Annotated in this window: 10 protein-coding genes and 1 pseudogene; 6 read left to right on the top strand and 5 right to left on the bottom strand. The window is 54.7% G+C overall.

Annotation, left to right across the window (positions count from 1 at the left end):
* The first annotated feature begins 372 nt into the window (after positions 1-372).
* The 3 genes from ribA (at position 373) to COO92_RS08915 (ending at position 4,271) form a co-directional block, all read left to right on the top strand.
* Positions 373-1,530, top strand: coding sequence for a GTP cyclohydrolase II (ribA, locus tag COO92_RS08905; protein ID WP_101301468.1), 1,158 nt, complete (start codon positions 373-375; stop codon positions 1,528-1,530).
* A gap of 269 nt (positions 1,531-1,799) precedes the next feature.
* On the top strand, positions 1,800-3,380 hold the full coding sequence (locus COO92_RS08910) for a hypothetical protein (RefSeq protein ID WP_101301470.1): 1,581 nt from the start codon (positions 1,800-1,802) through the stop codon (positions 3,378-3,380).
* Between the two features lie 69 nt (positions 3,381-3,449).
* Positions 3,450-4,271, top strand: a complete 822-nt coding sequence (locus tag COO92_RS08915; RefSeq protein ID WP_206186382.1) for a carbon-nitrogen hydrolase family protein — start codon at positions 3,450-3,452, stop codon at positions 4,269-4,271.
* Between the two features lie 121 nt (positions 4,272-4,392).
* Here the strand turns inward: COO92_RS08915 and trpS are convergent, their stop codons facing one another.
* From trpS to mutS, 4 genes and pseudogenes are all read right to left on the bottom strand, one after another.
* Entirely contained in the window at positions 4,393-5,394 is a 1,002-nt protein-coding gene (gene trpS, locus COO92_RS08920; RefSeq protein WP_101301776.1) for a tryptophan--tRNA ligase, read from the bottom strand.
* 160 nt (positions 5,395-5,554) lie between these two features.
* Complete coding sequence (gene murJ / locus COO92_RS08925) at positions 5,555-7,114, bottom strand: murein biosynthesis integral membrane protein MurJ (RefSeq protein ID WP_101301472.1); 1,560 nt, start codon at positions 7,112-7,114, stop codon at positions 5,555-5,557.
* A 546-nt stretch (positions 7,115-7,660) separates the two neighbouring features.
* Positions 7,661-10,402, bottom strand: a pseudogene (locus tag COO92_RS08930) ([protein-PII] uridylyltransferase); the annotation flags it as partial.
* A gap of 242 nt (positions 10,403-10,644) precedes the next feature.
* A complete protein-coding gene (gene mutS, locus COO92_RS08935; protein WP_101301474.1) occupies positions 10,645-13,368 on the bottom strand; it encodes a DNA mismatch repair protein MutS in 2,724 nt (907 codons plus the stop codon).
* Positions 13,369-13,551: 183 nt separating this feature from the next.
* On the opposite strand from mutS, the gene COO92_RS08940 reads away from it, so the two are divergent.
* Together COO92_RS08940 and COO92_RS08945 are read left to right on the top strand one after the other, a co-directional pair.
* Positions 13,552-14,052, top strand: a complete 501-nt coding sequence (locus tag COO92_RS08940; protein ID WP_101301476.1) for a hypothetical protein — start codon at positions 13,552-13,554, stop codon at positions 14,050-14,052.
* A 449-nt stretch (positions 14,053-14,501) separates the two neighbouring features.
* On the top strand, positions 14,502-16,769 hold the full coding sequence (locus tag COO92_RS08945; RefSeq protein WP_101301478.1) for an NADP-dependent malic enzyme: 2,268 nt from the start codon (positions 14,502-14,504) through the stop codon (positions 16,767-16,769).
* Between the two features lie 100 nt (positions 16,770-16,869).
* Here the strand turns inward: COO92_RS08945 and COO92_RS08950 are convergent, their stop codons facing one another.
* Positions 16,870-18,075, bottom strand: a complete 1,206-nt coding sequence (locus COO92_RS08950; protein WP_101301479.1) for an APC family permease — start codon at positions 18,073-18,075, stop codon at positions 16,870-16,872.
* Positions 18,076-18,380: 305 nt separating this feature from the next.
* On the opposite strand from COO92_RS08950, the gene COO92_RS08955 reads away from it, so the two are divergent.
* Positions 18,381-18,839 carry a hypothetical protein gene (locus tag COO92_RS08955; RefSeq protein ID WP_022733603.1) on the top strand — a complete coding sequence of 153 codons (459 nt, stop codon included), beginning with the start codon at positions 18,381-18,383 and terminating at the stop codon, positions 18,837-18,839.
* Positions 18,840-18,901: the final 62 nt, after the last annotated feature.

An 18,901-nucleotide genomic window follows, 5' to 3' on the forward strand; every position in this document is an offset into this window, starting at 1 on the left:
TTGATCAGACATGGCGCTTCGGCGCGCCATTGTTTTTGTGGAATATCCGTTCATGCGCCGCCATATATCTGGGGAGAGCGTCGCATAATGCTATTTCAAGAACAAACTGTTTTCATTTTAACCCATTGACCTCTGCCCGACCCGGATTAATTAATACATCCCAACCACCAAACGCTATGATCTGTTGGTTGGCCGCGTCACAAAACCTTGAAAGATGTCTATCTTCCTGCGATTTTGCGCGAGACATCAGAATAAACCCGATTGAACTGTTCGCTTATATTAATCATTACGGCCCGTTATCTAGCCCCTTACGACCAGATCGCGATGTTGTGATCGCTTAAATGGCCTCTGACCCCTAACGATAAGATAACAATGACCCAAAGCTTTGCCGCCACGGCCCAGAATGACAGCAATTCAATCCCGGCCACCGATCTGGTGACAGTATCGCGTGCGGTTGCGGATTTACGCCGCGGTGAAATTGTTCTGGTTCAGGGCCATTTGGACGGTGCGGTCCATAGCGTTGCGGTGATTGCCGCCGAGCCCTTGTCGCAAGCCGGGTTTGAGCGCCTGTGTGACATCACCCACACCACCGAAAGCCCGGCAATTATTTTGCCGCGGGTACGTGCAAGATCCCTGGGCGGTGCGTGCGAACAAGACTCGTTTGTGGCCTTTGTCAGTAAAAGGCAGTCAGAGATTGATGCGGCCCGTTTGGGCGAAATCGCCAATCCATTGCTTGATCTTGATCAGTTGCCTGCAGGCGACTGGCGTGCGGTGAGCATGGCTGAAACAGCGGCAATCCGGTTGGCGAAGCTTGCCCGGTTGTTGCCCGCTGTTGTTACGGTGCCAGTCGGGGCCGATCAGCTCGAAAACTTGGCCCGCGCGCAAAATTTACTCGTTTTGCAATCTGAAAGCATTAATGGCTACGAAGATGCATCGGCCGCGAGCCTCCGCGAAGTCAGTCAGGCCCGTGTGCCGCTTGAAGATGCGGAAAATGCCACGGTGATTGCCTTTCGCCCCGAAGATGGCGGTCAGGAACATCTGGCCATCGTGATTGATGAACCGGCCAAGGATCAGCCTGTTTTGATCCGGTTGCATTCAGAATGCTTTACCGGCGATTTGATCGGGTCGCTGCGCTGTGACTGCGGGCCGCAATTGCGCGGGGCGATTTCGGAAATTGCCAAAAGCGGGCAGGGTGGCATTATTTTGTATCTGCGTCAGGAAGGGCGCGGCATCGGGCTTGTCAATAAGCTGCGCGCCTATGCCCTTCAGGATCGCGGGTTTGATACGCTTGATGCCAACGAGGAACTTGGCTTTGATGCCGACGAACGGGTCTATCGCCCGGCGGCTGAAATGTTGCGCCAACTGGGTTTTGGTTCTGTCCGGTTGCTGACCAACAATCCGGAAAAGCTTAAAGGGCTTGAAGGTTGGGGCGTTAAGGTTGCCGAACGTGTGCCGCACAAATTCCCGTCCAACGGCCATAACGCGTTTTATCTGCAAACCAAGAAAGACCGCGCGGGTCACCTATTCTAGGCAATCGGTGCAGAACGGCCTGCAAATAAAGGTTTCCCTGCGCTTCGATGCTCACGTACTTTAAGTACGCTGCGCTTCGGTGCTCGTGAATCCTTCATTTTCGGCACGTTCTACCCAGATTGGTCCTTTCGGGGCCTTACCCGGCAGAAGATTCCGACGGGCAGGTTTGTGTCGGGCGGTGCTTTGATAAATTCCTTTGAAATCAATGTGTTGATCTATGCCAAAACTGGCACTCCTTTTGCAAAGTATGGGGCAAGAGGAGGACAAACATGTCGATTGGTGCAGATTGGCGGCAAAATTCGCCCGGCAGTGTTGCGGGCCTGACCAAGGATGTTGCGAACAACAAATTCGCAAATTCGGGTCCGGGTGAGCAGCTTGTTGATGGCGCGCAAGAAGGGCGCGACTTTTCCGAATATATGTTCGGCGAAGACGGGTTTGAGTTTTCCGATGTGCTCGACGTGATCAATCCGCTGCAACATATTCCCGGTGTCGGGATGCTGTATCGGTCACTCACCGGCGATGAGCTGGGCAATGGCGCCCGCGTTGTTGGCGGCGGTTTGTTTGGCGGTGTCTTCGGACTGGCGGGGGCGGCAATTGATGCCGTTGTTGACGCGGTCAGTGGTGAAGATACCGGCGCCCATGTGATGGCCTTCCTTGGAGACAGTTTTAATGGGGCGCCAACCGATGACGGCACAGCTGTTGTCGATGCAGCGCCGTCTGGCGCGGATGCGCCCGATGCGGTGACGGCCCGTGCTGATACCATTGCAAATGCTTCCTTTGACGGGACATATCAGGGTGATCTTGTTCTGCCGTGGATGGCGGGACAGGCAAACCAAGGCCGACCTGCGGGAGTTGCTGCCACAGCAGCAGAACAATCGACGATCGTTCAGGCCGCGCCTGTGGGGGGTGTTGAATATGCCGCCCTTGATGCGGGGCCGCAAAATGCCGCTTCGACCATTTCCGGGCCAAAGGCATCTGATCTTAATACCCCATGGGCGCAAGCAACACCGGCTGCGACTATGGCCGAAAACGCACCCCAAAAATCAGCTCAAGCTTCTGCCTCAGCACAGGCCTCAGCGCAAAGCACGACTGCGCTTCAGGAGATGGCGCAGGCGGTGCAGAGTGATCCAGCCGAACTGGCCGTTGCCATGGCATCGGCTGGCGGCAATAGCCCGGTATCGAGCTTGACCCGGACAACAGCGGCGACCCATTCGCCGCAGAATGGCAGCAACCCGATCCGCCCGGCATCCTTTAGCAGTGAAGGCGGCGATACGGTGTGGGCCCGGGCACAAAGCAGTGGCCGTGTTAGTCGGACCACCAACAGCTTTGCCCTGTCACCGGAAATGGTAGCCCACGAATCGCGTCAGGCGAAACAGGCCGCTGCCAATGTTGATGCCGTTGAGGACATGAGCGGGCAGCGCCCATCAACCGATCAAAACGCGCTCCGGGAAAATTCGGTAAGCCCGGCACAGGCGTTTGCTGATTTCAGGAATGGTGGAACGCCATTGTCAGCAGCCGAAATGGCGGCAAAGTTTAACGCGGCCCTTGGCCGGGACTCGTCGCAAGCCATGGCCCAAACCCCGGCACAAGAAACTGTATCATCGGGCAACACGTCCGCCGCACAGGGTAAAATTTCCGGAAGCTTTAACCGCGATACCAGCAGCAACAGCGTTGCCCAACACGAAGAGACTGCGGCAACGCCCGTCGTGCATCCTTTGATGGAGCAAGCGACCAGCCATATCAACGGCGATGCGCCGGTGGGTGCCTGGTTTAGCCAAACCATGATGGATGGTCTGAAGAAATATCAGGACATGCAGCAGAACCGCCAAAACCCGGCAAACGCCATTTAATCGACGCCTGCGATATATCGTTTCTGGCTTGAAGCTTGTCTAATCTTGATCGCCGTGGATAATCCAGCGATGTCCATCATTAAGCTTGCTGTCGCCCAGACACGTGTTTCTCGTGACATTTCCGAAAATGGTGTTGCAATACGGCGCGCCATGAAAAGTGCTGCGCATCAAGGCGCACGTGTGATTAATTTTTGCGAAGGTGCCTTGTCAGGGTACGCAAAAAGCCAGATTGACCGTCCAGATGACTGGGCGACTTTCGATTGGGAACAGCAAGAATCAGAACTTGCGGAAATTGCAAAACTGTCTGGCGAACTTGGCATTTTTGCCGTGGTCGGAGCGGCACATTGCCATACGGATTCAGATTTACCGCACAACAGCCTTTATATTTTTGATGATAACGGTGCCCATTTGGCGCGGTACGATAAGCGGTTTCTGTCAAATACAGAACTTGATGGCTGGTATGTTTCAGGTACGAAGCCCGTAACATTCGACGTGGATGGCTATCGGTTTGGATGTGCCATCTGTATCGAATGTCAGTTTCCTGAGGTTTTCCGTGAATATGAACAAGTCGGCGCAGATGCTGTTCTGTTTTCGTCATATGGTCTTGGCGCGTTTTTCGACATTGCCCTGCAAGCACATGCTGGTTTCAATTGTATGTGGATGAGTGTCGCGACCCCGATGCAAAGCGCCGATGCCGGTGCGGCGGGTATCATTGGTCCAGACGGCGGATGGATTACCCGATGTGTCGGGCCGAATTCTGCGGACATGGATTTGGTTATCACGAGGCTGGATCGCGATGACCCTGTTTTCGATGTACCCTTGAACAAGGCCCGACCATGGCGTGCGAAAGCCAGAGTCGGGAAGATCTATAGAGATAACAGGGGTTTCTGAGATCGGATTGGACGCGGTGCCAGAATGTAGGTGGCTTAACTCCTCTGAAATGAAAAAAGCCCGTCTGTCATGCTTGAAAAGCTTGGACAAACGGGCTTTTGGTGTTTCAGGCCGAGGCTGTTTATGAATTCAGGAAGCCGACGGTTTCCTTGACGTCGCGCAGGATCGGCTGGGCGATGGCGTTGGCGCGCTCCGCACCCTTGGCCAGAACCGCATCGATATAGGCGTTGTCGTTGTTCAGACGGGCCATTTCTTCGGTGATCGGGGCCAGTTTTGTTACCACCACGTCGGTCAGGGATTGTTTAAAGCCCGAGAACTGGGTGCCACCATGTTCTGCCAGAACCGCATCGACCGTGCTGTCGGTGAGGGCTGCAAAGATGGTGATCAGGTTCTTGGCTTCCGGGCGGTCTTCAAGACCGGCGGCCTCGCTTGGCAGGGGTTCCGGATCGGTTTTGGCCTTGCGGATTTTTTTGGCCAGCGTGTCGGCATCATCGGTCATGTTGATGCGCGCCATTTCCGACGGATCGGATTTTGACATCTTTTTCGAGCCATCGCGCAGCGACATCACCCGCGTTGCCGGACCCAGGATCAGGGGTTCTGGCTGCGGGAAGAAGCCTTCGACCTCGTAGTCATTGTTAAATTTCAACGCGATATCGCGCGCCAGTTCAAGATGCTGTTTCTGATCTTCGCCGACCGGAACATGGGTGGCTTTATAGGCCAGAATGTCAGCGGCCATCAGGCTGGGATAGGCATAAAGACCAAGAGACGCGTTTTCGCGATGCTTGCCAGCCTTTTCCTTGAACTGGGTCATGCGGTTGAGCCAACCGATGCGTGCGACACAGTTAAAGATCCACGCCAGTTCGGCATGGGCGGAGACCTGACTTTGATTGAACAGAACATGTTTTTCCGGGTCAATGCCCGAGGCGATCATGCTGGCCGCAAGTTCGCGGATGTTGGAACGCAGTTCTTTGGGGTCTTGCCAGACTGTGATGGCATGCATATCCACAACGCAGAAGATGCATTCGAAATCTTTTTGCAGAGCAACCCAGTTACGGATTGCGCCAAGATAGTTGCCAAGATGAAGGTTACCGGTGGGCTGAGCGCCCGAAAACACACGTTCCATGATGCTGTCGTCCATTTCAATAAAAACAAAACCGGGTTTGCAAGCTCCGCCAGGTTGTGGACACCCGCCGGCGGACGAGCTGCAAACCAACGCGCGGAGTTAAGCCGCCTGACCCGATTTGGTCAAGCAGCTTGTCGGTAAATGCGGGGTTTTAGGCCAATTATTCCTGTGCGGTGGGTTTTCCGCGCTTCAAGGTTGCTTTGAGTTCCGAGAAGCTGGTCGCACCGAGCAGCTGTGCGCTTAGCGCGTACACTGCAATCCCGCCACAGACACAGGTGGCCATGATCAAGATGCGCGTGATTGAGGTGGCATCATTTTGCCAGAACATATCAATGGCAAACCAAAGGGCCGCCCCCATCAAGGCCGAGGTGATCAGAATGCGCGGGACGCGTTTAAGCAACCGGGCATCAAAGGTCAAATCGCCGCGTTTACGCAGCAAATAGCCCAGCAAAAATGCATTGACCCAGACCGAGGTCGATGTGGCCGCAGCAATGCCCAAATGTCCGAATTGCGGCATCAGAACAATGATCAGAACAATGTTGAGCACCATGGCAAAGATGCCAATGCGGATCGGGGTTTTGGTATCTTCGCGGGCGAAAAAGCCCGGTGCGAGGACTTTAACCAGAACCGATGCCGGCAGGCCAAAGGCAAAAATGGTCAGCGCCAGACCGGTCATCTGGGTTTCGCTTGCGCCAAAGGCACCGCGTTCAAACAGGACATTGATTACCGGAATGCCCATCACGCCAAGGGCAACGGCCGCGGGCAGGGTCAGAAGCAGGGCGATTTCAATGCCGCGATTTTGGCTGTACATGGCAACTGCGGGATCGGTTCCCTGTAACTGGCGCGACAGGGTGGGCAACAAGGCCGTGCCAATCGCAATGCCAATCACGCCTAATGGCAGTTGCTGAACCCGGTCGGCGTAATACAGCCACGACACCGCGCCGTCAGAGACCAGAGAGGCCAGCATGGTATCGATCAAAAGGTTGATCTGATACACCCCGGCACCAATCATGCCCGGGATCATGCGTTTGCCGAGCAATTTGACCCGGTCATCAATTTTGGGTCGCTGCCATTTAATGGCAAATCCGGCACGTTTGCAGGCAATCACCAGAAAGATAAATTGTGCCACCCCGGCCAAGGCAACGCCCCACGCCAACGCGTGGGCAGGGGTTTCGGTAATGGGTGCGAGACCCAGTAGCGCGCCAATCAGACAGATGTTCAGGATAATCGGGGCCGCAGCAGCAGCGGCGTAGCGGTGCAGGGTGTTGAGAACACCCGACATCAGTGCGACGGCGGAAATAAACGCCAGATACGGGAAGGTGATGCGCGACAGTTCGACGGCAAGCGCGAATTTTTCCGGGTCTTCGGCAAATCCGGGGGCAAAGACATACATCGCCCACGGCATGATGATTTCAATGATCGCGACCAGAAAACCGGTGATGAGCACCAGCATCGACATGGCGCGCGCGGCAAATTCACGTGCGACATCAAGTCCGCGTTTTTCGATGTCCCCGGCCAGAAGCGGAATGAAGGCGGCGGAAAACGCGCCTTCGCCAAACAGGCGGCGAAACAGGTTGGGAAATTTAAACGCGACAAAAAACGCATCGGCAATGCCACCTGCGCCCAACATCCCGGCAATCAGGATATCACGACAGAACCCCAAAAGGCGCGAGATCAGGGTAAAGCCACTGACGGTGGCGATGGAGCGTACAAGCGACATTGCGTGTTTAATCCGTTTCAAGGAGCCGGTATCAGCTTGGTATCGGCATCGGGGAAATCTGACAGGGGAAGGTGAAGAAGTCGTAATCACGGCGGCCAACGGCACGAATCTTTGTCACAGAAATATGAAATCTATTTGTATGATGATTCTTTTCCGCAACTGTGACAGCCGTCACAGAAAAATGCATTCAATAACGATAAGTTCCCTCTTGCTGAGATTCGTTGGGACGCGAGCCTCATTATTTGGATGGTCGGGGATTATAAGGGAATCCACCTTAACCTGCTGCACTCCGAGGAAAGCGATGTCGTGAATAACAGGTCACGACGTCAGTTTTGGATTGCCCTTCCCCGTCCGTCTAAAATTCCAAAAGATACGCGCTTAAAAATAGTCGGCTAGTTCGACTGGATTTGATCCTTTCTGGGGTGTCACCTTGCGTGGCACAGGAGTGGGGATCAAACCGGTCGAGCGGCGTTAGACTGCGACCGTCAGGACAATGATCCTGACGGTCGCCTTGATGCCCTGACCCTGCATTTGGTGCGTGTGGTCCTAATTGTTCTGGATCGCCTGAGTAAGGGTTTCCTTGACCTGCACAAACTTGGTGCGGCTGTCGATTTTAAGCCCGAACACATCCTTCACATAGAAAACGTCAACGGCGCGTTCGCCAAAGGTCGAAATGCGGGCCGAGGCGATTTGCAGTGACAGATCGCGCAACGCACGGGTGATGTCATAGAGCAATCCTTGGCGGTCGCGGGCGGAAATTTCAATCACCGTGTGGGTGCGGCTGGCCTTGTTGTCGATAATGACATTGGGTTCGACCTTAAAGACGGCGGTTCTGTGCTTGTTATCTTTGATCTGGCGGCGTTCGAGTTCCTGACTGGGGCGCACGCGCCCGGAAATCACCTGTTCGAGGGTTTCACGCAGCTTTTCAAGCTTGGCCTTGTCGTTAAAGGCTTCGTCGTTGGCATCCTGAATAAAGAAGGTATCCAGCGCCATGCCATCGGCCAGTGTCAGGATTTTGGCATCGACAATATTGGCCCCGCACAGCGCCATTGACCCGGCAATCTGGGAAAACAGCCCCGGATGGTCGGTGGTGTGAACGGTGATTTCGGTGGCGTCAATTTCAGTATCAATGCGCACATCAACCGTGATGTCAGCGCCACTTTTCTTGGCGTCGCGGGTCAGATGGGCGTGATGAACGTGAACGTCGGTATCAAAACTGAGCCAATAGGACGGATAACCGCGATCAATGAAATCTTCGATGTCATCGGTTGGCCAGTCGACCAGTGCTTCACGGAGCGCCATCTGGGCATTGGCAACGCGTGAATCGCGGCTGTCGGCATTGAGCCCGCCGGACAGGCGATCCTCGGCAGCATAATAAAGTTCGCGCAGAAGGGTGGCTTTCCAGCCATTCCAGACATTTGGTCCCACTGCCCGGATATCGGCGACGGTAAGGCATAGCAACAAACGCAAGCGTTCCTGCGATTGTACCAGGTCACCAAATGCCTTGATCGTCGTCGGATCATTGAGGTCACGTTTAAACGCCGTCAGGCTCATCCACAGGTGGGCCTTGACCAGCCATGCGACGGTTTCGCTATCGGCGGGGGATAATCCCAGACGCGGGCAAAGCTTTTCGGCGACTTCGGCACCCAGTTCGGAATGATCGCCACCGCGTCCCTTGGCAATGTCATGCAGCAACACCGCGACATAAAGTACACGCCTGGAAATCACCTTGCCCATGATGCGGGTGGCCACCGGGGCATCATCGACCAGTTCGCCATTTTCAATCTGATTGAGCACGCCAATCGCGCGGATGGTGTGCTCGTCCACGGTATAGGTGTGGTACATGTCATATTGCATTTGCGCCACGACACGGCCGAAATCAGGGATAAACCGCCCCAAGACCCCGGCTTCGTTCATTTTACGAAGGACAATGTCGGGGTTTTGACGCTGGGTGAGGATTTCAAGGAAAACCTCGTTGGCGTCCGGGTCGTTTTGCAGCTTGTGATCGATGTGCTTTAAGCTTTGGGTGACCCAGCGTAGCGTTTCGGGATGAATGCCGACCCCGTTTTGATTGGCCACCAGAAACAGGCGCAAAATCTTGATCGGGTCTTTTTTGAAAACATTGAGGTTTTCAACCGTTAGCCGGTCATTGCGCAATTCGAACCCGTCGATTTCCTTGGTGCCAAACAGTTTGCCGGGAAACCGGATCAGCGGGCGGCGCTGATGGCGTTCTTCAAGGGCGGCACAGAAAATCCGGGTCAGGTTGCCGACATGTTTGACCATCAGATAGTAGTGCTTCATGAACCGTTCGACGCCCGATGCCCCGGCATGATCGGTATAGCCAAGGTGTTCGGCGATATCGCGTTGCATGTCGAACGTCAGACGGTCTTCTTCGCGATCCGACAGATAATGCAGCCAGCAGCGCACCGCCCACAGGAAGTTCTGGGCCTTTAAAAACCCTTGCGCTTCTTTGCGGGTCAGGACTTTTAGATCGACCAGTTCCATCGGGGAATTGACGCGGTAAAGATATTTGCCAATCCAGAACAGGGTATGTAGGTCCCGCAGGCCGCCTTTGCCGTCCTTGACATTGGGTTCGACGACATAGCGTGAATCGCCCATGCGCACATGGCGGTCATCGCGTTCGCCGAGTTTCTTTTCAATAAACTCAAGGCCGCTGCCCTTGACCAGTTCATCCATGAAGCGTGCACGAAAGACGTTATAGGTTTCCTCATCGCCCCAGACGAACCGGCTTTCGAGCAGGTTGGTGCGGATGGTGATGTCCTGTTTGCCCATGCGCAGGCAATCATCAACTGAGCGGGTGGCATGCCCGACTTTCAGGCCAAGATCCCACAGCATATAGAGGATGAATTCGACAACCTGTTCGCCGTGCGCGGTTTGTTTGTAGGGAAACAGAAACAGGATATCGACATCGGAATGCGGCGCCATATCGCCCCGGCCATAGCCACCGACCGCGACCACCGACATGCGTTGTTCATTGGTCGGATTGTGCAGCGGATAGATAAAATTGGTGGCGAAATCATGAATAAGGCGGACAATCTGATCCATCAGGAAGCTGTTGGAAAAGACGGTATCCTGCCCGGAATTGCTTTCTTCGAACCGGGCACGGATGACGTCACGTCCGCTTTCCATCACCGATTTCAGCTTGGTCAGAAGGGCGCTGCGCTGTTTGAAGTTATTCAGATCGGGATCATTGGCAATCGCCGTGAGATCGGCAAAGACCTTTTTGCGGTCAATGATTTCGCGCTGTTTCTTGATTTTATACATAGCGGGCTGCCGTTTCCTTGCGCCTTTTTGACTGCTGGTTCTGCAATACCATTTTTCGCACCATAGCGGGAATTGGTTTTGGCTGCATCAGTGCATGTGCCATGCCAAAGGCCGGACCGGCATGATCATGCGGATGCTGGCCGGCGGTGCGGTTAAATCAAAACAGGCACCTGCCTGATATGGGGGCAAGGTGCCTGTTTTTCATGCGCTTTGCCGCAATTGGCCGCGACCTGCGTTTTATCGGCTTATCCGCGCAATGCCTGTAAGCGATAGAGCGCCTCAAGCGCTTCGCGCGGGGTCATGTCATCGGGATTGATATCACCAAGGGCATCGAGCAATGCCTTTTGATCGTCCGACAGGGCAGGTGTGGCTGCGCGGTCTTCCTGTGCGGCCTGCTCAATGGCGGCGGCGAACAAGGGCAGGTCATCGGCCAGTTTTGAAACCGCGCCGCCCTGTTGGCCCTTTTCAAGGGTTTTAAGCACCTGTTCGGCGCGCTTGATTACGGGTTTTGGCAGGCCGGCCAATTGTGCGACGTGAATACCATAAGACCGATCCGCACTGCCCAGGCCGACTTCATGGAGGAAGACAACCTCGCCCTGCCATTCCTTGATCAGCATGGTGTGGCATGACAGATGGTCCAGCTTGGCGGCAAGGGCGGTCAGTTCGTGATAGTGGGTGGCAAAAAGACCACGACATTTGTTGATTTCATGAAGGTTTTCGACGACTGCCCACGCAATTGACAGACCGTCAAAGGTCGCCGTCCCGCGGCCAATTTCATCCAAGATCACCAGCGACCGGTCGGTTGCCTGATTAAGGATCGAGGCGGTTTCGACCATCTCAACCATGAAGGTCGAACGACCGCGTGCCAGATCATCAGCTGCCCCCACGCGTGAAAATAGCCGGTCAATCACGCCGATATGGGCCTTGGCCGCCGGGACAAAGGCCCCGATCTGGGCCAAAACGGCAATCAGGGCGTTTTGACGCAGGAAGGTCGATTTACCAGCCATATTTGGACCGGTGATCAGCCACAGGCTTTGTTCATCCTCAAGGCGGCAATCATTGGCGACAAAGGGCGAGTCGGCATTTTCGCGAAGGGCCGCCTCGACCACCGGGTGACGCCCGGCGGTAATATCAAACGACAGGCTGTCATCAATTTGCGGGCGGATGCAGTTCCGATCACGCGCCAGTTCGGCAAGGGCAGCAGAAACATCAAGCCCGGCGAGTGCCTGCGCACATTTGGCAATGTCGTCGGCCTTGGCAAGAACGGCCTGAACCAGTTCTTCGAACAGTTCAAGTTCAAGGGCGAGGGCCTGATCGCCCGCCTTGGAAACCTTGCTTTCAAGTTCGGACAGTTCCACGGTCGTAAAGCGCACGGCATTGGCCATGGTTTGACGGTGAATGAACTCATCAACTTCCATCATCTTGTCGGCATTTTTGGCCGACACTTCGATGAAATAGCCCAGAACGTTGTTGTGTTTGACCTTAAGGTTGGCAATGCCGGTTTGCTCGGTATAGCGGGCCTGAAGATTGGCGATCAGCTTTTTGCTTTCGCTTGAGAGCATGCGCAATTCATCAAGTGGGGGATGATATCCCCCGGCAATAAAGCCGCCATCGCGCGCCATCAGCGGCAGGCTTTCGGCAATGGCGCGGCGCAGAAGATCAATCAGATCGCCGTGATGGCCCATGCGGGTGACGTGATCGGCAAGTGATTCAGGTTGGGCGGTCAGGCCATCATTGCCGCCATCGGGCTTCTCAAGCAGATTGCCAATGGCAAAGGAACACGCCAGCCCATCGCGCATGGCGGCCAAATCGCGCGGCCCCCCACGCCAGACGGATAAACGAGACAGGGCGCGTTCAATATCGGGGCATTCGCCAAGACCGGACCGCAAATCAGACCGCAATCCATCGCGATCATGGAAATATTCGACCAGATCAAGGCGTTTGTTAACGTCATCGGCACTGGTCAGCGGGGCCGACAGACGGGCGGCCAGCAAACGCGCACCGGCCCCGGTTTTGGTGCGGTCAATGACCGACAGCAACGATCCCTTGCGATCCCCTGACTGGGTCTGGATCAGTTCTAGGGATCGTCGGGTGGCGGCATCAATTTCCATTGCCGCCCCGGCGGCAAGGCGGGTCGGCGGGGACAGGCGCGGCATCTGACCTTTTTGGGTCAGTTCGACATAGTCAATCAGGGCACCTGCGGCAGACAGTTCGGCAACTTCAAAGCCGCCAAAGGCGTCGAGTGCCTCGACCTGATACAGCTTTTTCAGGCGCAATTGCGCGTTTTCGGCATCAAAGCGCGCAGAAGGCTGCGGGGTGATGATGTTTTTATATTCGGAATAAAGGTCAAAAACGTCCGGGCGGTTGAGCAACCGGTCGGAAAACAGGATTTCACCGGGATCAAGACGCGCAAGTGCGGCGGGTAATCCGCCCATATCGGTCGGCTGAACGTAAAAATCACCGGTCGACATATCAAGCCATGCCAAGCCAACCTTGCCGCGCAGTTCGGACACCGCAGCCAGATAGTTGTGTCGGCGCGCATCAAGCAGGCTGTCTTCGGTGAGGGTGCCCGGCGTGATCAGACGGACGACACCGCGTTTGACCACGGATTTGGCCCCGCGTTTTTTGGCCTCGGCCGGGTCTTCCATCTGTTCGCAGACGGCGACACGGAATCCCTTGCGGATCAGACGCTGAAGATATGTTTCGTGACTATGGACGGGAACACCGGCCATGGGAATTTCGTTACCTTGATGCTTGCCGCGTTTTGTCAGGGCAATATCAAGGGCTTCGGCGGCTTTGACCGCATCGTCAAAGAACAGCTCGTAAAAATCGCCCATCCGATAAAACAGCAGGCAGTCCTGATACTGTTCCTTGATTTCAAGGAACTGGATCATCATCGGGGTCGCACCCTCCAGAGAAAAGGATGGTGCGATGGGTGTGGTATCGGATGTGTCAGCGATATTGTTCATGATGGTTTTGATAGCAAACCCTGAAGGCATTTACGAGGGGCAAGGAGCCGCGGTGATAAAACTTGATCTATGCCATTGCAACGCCTGAATTTCCGTAAAATATAGATAGTAAGGGATCTTTCGTTCCAGACGGCATGATGGCGTGAAAACGAACGGATGACCAGTCATCAAGGAGACAGCAAAATGTCAGAAGACCAGACCACAACGCAGGCCCCGGAACTGGTAGGTTTGTTCGACACCAAAGACAGTTTTGACGCGGCCGTGCGCGAATTGCGCGATAGCGGTTTTAAGCGCACGGATCTTTCGGTTTTGAGTTCCCACGAATCGATTGATGTCGCCGGATCAGACGGGCGGTCATGGGGGGATGTGCTGACAGCACTTGTCGGGGAAGTCAAATATGAGGTGCCCTTGGTAGCATCGGGCGCGATTGCGCTGTTTGGTGGTTCGGCAACCGCGCCGGCGGCAATTGCGGTGGGGGCTGGTGTTGGGGCGGTGGCCCTGCGCGAATTTATCGGCGAAGTCACATCCACCCCGCATACCGATGATTTTGCCCGTGCGATTGATGCCGGGTCGGTGATCCTGTGGGTGCGGATTGCCCCGGACAATAAAACCGGTGAGAGTGCGGCACAGGCGATTTTGCAAAAGCATGGTGCGACCAACATCCACCTGCATCAGGCAAAATAACGCCCGATTGCAGGTTAGGCACAGTTGAAAACGATCCTGATTTTAAAGGCGGCCCATGGTGGTTGCCTTTTTTCACTCTGTGGAATGATTGGATAAGGGGGCATTGCTTGGCAAAACGGGGGCAGGTTGGTGATGTTGGGGGCGATGTAATTATCGCACTGAAAAAGAACGATAATTCCGCCAGATCATTGTCTTGATGCGGTCTGTTATGGCGGCGAGGATACAAAGAGATGGGCAGTTCTGACCTGCCCAAACAGGGGGTTGTTGCGGCGCAACATACGGAAAACGCTACGTAATTCTGCGGTTGCCGTTAACGTCGCCTTTGACCATGGGCGCGAAGCCTGTTTTATTGTTCGGTTCGATGAGGCGGTCCCACACCGCAAACTTGTCGAACGAAATGAACTACACACAGCTTTCCATCCCACCACGCAAGCGTCAGTGAAAACACAATGTCAGATTCAGAAATCAAGGTTCGCGACCGCGAAGCGCTGCTGTTTCATTCCAGCGGCCGTCCGGGCAAAATCGAAATCACGCCGTCCAAGCCGCTGACCACCCAGCGCGATTTGTCCCTGGCGTATTCGCCGGGTGTTGCGGTGCCCTGTCTTGAAATCGCCAAGAACCCGGCGACGGCATATGATTATACCTCCAAGGGCAACATCGTTGCGGTGATTTCCAACGGCACCGCCGTTCTTGGCCTTGGTAACCTTGGCGCGCTGGCGTCCAAGCCGGTGATGGAAGGCAAGGCTGTTTTGTTCAAACGCTTTGCCGATGTTGACGGCATCGACCTTGAAGTTTCGACCGAGGATGTTGACGAGTTTGTTAATTGCGTGCGTTTCCTTGGCGCATCGTTTGGCGGCATTAACCTTGAAGACATCAAGGCGCCGGAATGTTTCATCATTGAACAACGCCTGCGCGAAATCATGGATATTCCGGTATTCCATGATGATCAGCACGGCACAGCGATCATTGCGGCATCGGGGTTGATCAATGCCTGCGACCTTACCGGGCGCAAATTGAAAGACATCAAGCTTGTGATCAATGGCGCTGGTGCGGCGGCGATTGCCTGCTGCGAGTTGGTCAAAAGCATGGGTGTGTCGCACGATAACGTTATTATGTGTGACACGCGCGGCGTGATCTATAAGGGTCGCGAAGATGGCATGAACCAGTGGAAATCAGCCCACGCAGCCGACACCGATGCCCGCACGCTTGACGATGCGATGGATGGGGCGGATGCGTTCTTTGGTCTGTCGGCCAAGGGGGCGGTGACGACCAAGATGGTCAAAAGCATGGCCAAAAAGCCGATCATTTTTGCCATGGCCAACCCGGACCCGGAAATCAGCCCGGAAGAAGTTGCATCGATCCGCGATGACGCGATCTGTGCCACCGGGCGCTCGGATTATCCCAACCAGATCAACAATGTGCTGGGCTTCCCGTACATTTTCCGTGGTGCGCTTGATGTGCAGGCCTCAACGATCAACGAGGACATGAAAATTGCCGCAGCCCATGCGGTGGCGTCGCTTGCGCGTGAAGATGTGCCTGATGAGGTGGCCGCGGCCTATTCCGGGCGGCGTTTGCAATATGGTCCGGAATACATCATTCCGGCCCCGTTTGACCCGCGCCTGATCATTGCAATCCCCAAGGCGGTGGCACAGGCCGCGATGGACAGTGGTGTGGCGCGTCGTCCGATCATTGATATGGCGGAATATGAAAATCAGCTGCGCGGGCGTCTTGATCCGACGGCGGCACATCTTCAGCTGATTTCCGATTATGTGCGCGCACATCCCAAACGGATCGCCTTTGCCGAGGGCGAAGAAGAAACCGTTATTCGCGCCGCTGTTGCCTATCGCAATTCGGGTTATGGCACGCCGATCCTGATCGGGCGCGAAGACCGCATTCATGCCAGTGCCAAAAACCTTGGTATTGAAACGCTTGAAGGGGTGGAAATCAGCAATGCGGCCCTTTCGGATCGCAATGCGGAATATGCCGAGTTCATGTATGAACGTCTGCAGCGCAAAGGGTATCTGTGGCGCGACTGCCAGCGGATGGTGAACCAGAAACGCAACGTTTTTGCTTCTGTCATGGTGGCAAAGGGCCATGCAGATGGCCTGATCACCGGGCTGACCCGGAACTTCAATCGCAGCTTTACCGATATTGCCAGCGTGATCGACGCGAAAGAGGGCGAAATCCCGATGGGCCTTTCGATTGCGATTGCCAAGGGCCGGACGGTGTTTATCGCCGATACCCGCGTGCATAATGTGCCCAATGCTGAACAGCTTGCCGAGATCGCCATTCAGGCGGCTGAGAAGGCCCGTCAGCTTGGTCATGAACCGCGTGTGGCACTGGTGTCGCATTCGACCTTTGGCAACCCGTACAGCGAAGATACCGACCGTATCCGTGAGGCGGTTGGCATTCTTGAACGCAGCAATGTTGATTTCGAGTTTGATGGCGATATGGCGGTGGATGTTGCGCTCGATACCGAGCTTTTGAAGCTGTATCCGTTCTGTCGTCTGTCGGGTCCGGCAAACGTTCTGGTGATGCCAGCCCTTCATGCGGCGACGACTGCGTCCAAACTGCTTGATAAGCTGGGCGGTGGGACGGTGGTTGGTCCGGTGATGATCGGGCTGGAAAAACCGGCCCAGATTGCCCAGATGGGGGCAACAGTCAATGATCTGGTTAATCTGGCAGCGCTTGCCGCGCATGACGCCGAACATAATTAAGACCGGATTGATCGACGGTTGAACATGGCGGGGGCGCATAGGCATCCCCGCCATTTTTTATGACGGATTGGTTTTGACGGTGGCCAAAATACGTTTGGGGTTACTCAATTGTCTGGCCAAATACCGCAATGGCAGCGCCAAGGGTCGCAAGGGCCAGATACCAGATGACTTTGGGCAAGCCTGATTTCTGTTTGATGGCGATGACGGCGGCGAGCCCCGATTGCAGGCCGTAATAGATGGCAAACCCGCGTGAGGCGTAATTTACAATTGCGAAAATATCGGCCGCCCATGTCAGGGCAATCCCGATTATGGCCAAAATGAAATAAGCCTGTGGTTCGCTGATGCGATTGCGCGACAGTTCGGTAAACAATCCGCCCGAACCGCTGGTGTCGGCGATGGCGGCACTAAGCTGTGAGGCCAGGGCGGCAGCAACCAGCAAGAAGGGCAGAATCGGCGCGACGATCTGCATCATATTGATGATGCCGGTTTCGGTCATCGACATTTGCTCGGGGCGAAACACATAGGCAATCAGGACAATGTAGACCACGTAAATCACGGTCGAGAGCCATTGCGCCATGCGCATCGACCGGATGCGTGTTTGCGCATCATAGACCGCGCCAAGATACCGGGACGTTTCAAACCCCTGTACGGTGATCAGCAACCCCAGCGCCATGGTTATGGCCGGCCAACCGGTGACGGCTTCGGGGTTAAAGATCAGCGTCTCATGGATTGCCTGATCGCCAAAATTGACAATCAAGCCAATCACCAGTCCGGCAATGATGGCCAGTTTGATGGCGACGGAAAAATATTCCATCCGTTCGAGGCTTTTAAAGCCGTTGGTGCAGCCGATCAGAACGATCAGGATGAAAACGCCGGTGGTTAAAAGTTTCGCGTCAAACCGGCTATCAAACGGCGTCATGCTGAGCGCAAAGGCGCCGAGTAAATTCAGGTAATAGGAAACAGAAATAATATAGGCAAATGCCAAGGCCCAGGATGAGATGGTCTCAATCCTTTTGGCCAATGTGCCGTGCTGGCCTGTGATGATTGCGTCTTCGCCTGTCGCAATATTGGACCGGATCACGCCGCCAAACATGTAGGCGACAACACAGAGCCCACCCATGACCCATGGCGCAAAACCGCCAAATGCATGGCTTAGAACCGGGCCAAGTAACAAAAACCCGCTGCCGATGATTGAGGCCAAAGGGGTGACAACCGCGCGCCAAAGGGTGAAATGGGCGATACGTGGCAGCACCAAAACCACACCGACAGCAAGTGTCGTTAATGCAATGATCAAATCAAATGTCATGGAGGTTTATACCAAGGATCATTTTACCAATGGTGACCATAGGCGATACAGGAGAGGCATTTGATGCAGAGCCTTGATTTCAAGCAGAATATAAGGTGTCGCGAGGTCATAAGATAGTGCGGTTTTACCGAGCGTATGTGGAAAGGCCCGCGATTGTGATAATCTGTTCCAGACTTGAACGCAGTGTCCTGAGCCTAAAAGGGCCAAAGTAAAAATATGACGTTTGTCTTGGCCTGATTTTCGCCGCATGGCGTGGGTAAAATAAGGTCATCTTTGCCGTTCTGTTAGAAAATAGGAAATTTTTCATGGGCCAAATGACCCGATTTTTTGCCGTTTTGATGTTGTTCCCGTTGCTTGCTGCGTGTGAAGGGGAACAGGCCAAAGGCCCAACTCCGGATGAAATTACCACGGCTGTGATCGAACGTTTCCGCGAAGACCCCTATGCCAAGGTCGGTCATGTAGAAAATGTTACCAAGACCAACAGCATTTCCGAAGACGATGACGAAGTCATTGCCATGGTGCGTTACGAACTGGTGTTTGACCGTACGGTGTCGGAATTTGCTGATGACGTAACGGAAAAGGGAAAAGCAGCAGGGGATGTGGATGCGGTTGGCGATACCGTTAGCGACGCCATTGATCTGGTGAAAACCAAGATGCTGGCCCTAAAGGAAGGCGCGTTCAAAGCCGGGGACCGCCGGGTTGTTGAAAATGAAATCCGTCTGGTGAAATCCGAAAAGGGCTGGATTTATCGCGATCGTCCTTAAGCGGCGAACTGAACGTTTTGGTCAAATAAAAAAGGGATCCATTTGGATCCCTTTTTTGTGAC

It is taken from the genome of Thalassospira lohafexi (assembly GCF_002844275.1).
Lineage (GTDB): Bacteria > Pseudomonadota > Alphaproteobacteria > Rhodospirillales > Thalassospiraceae > Thalassospira > Thalassospira lohafexi.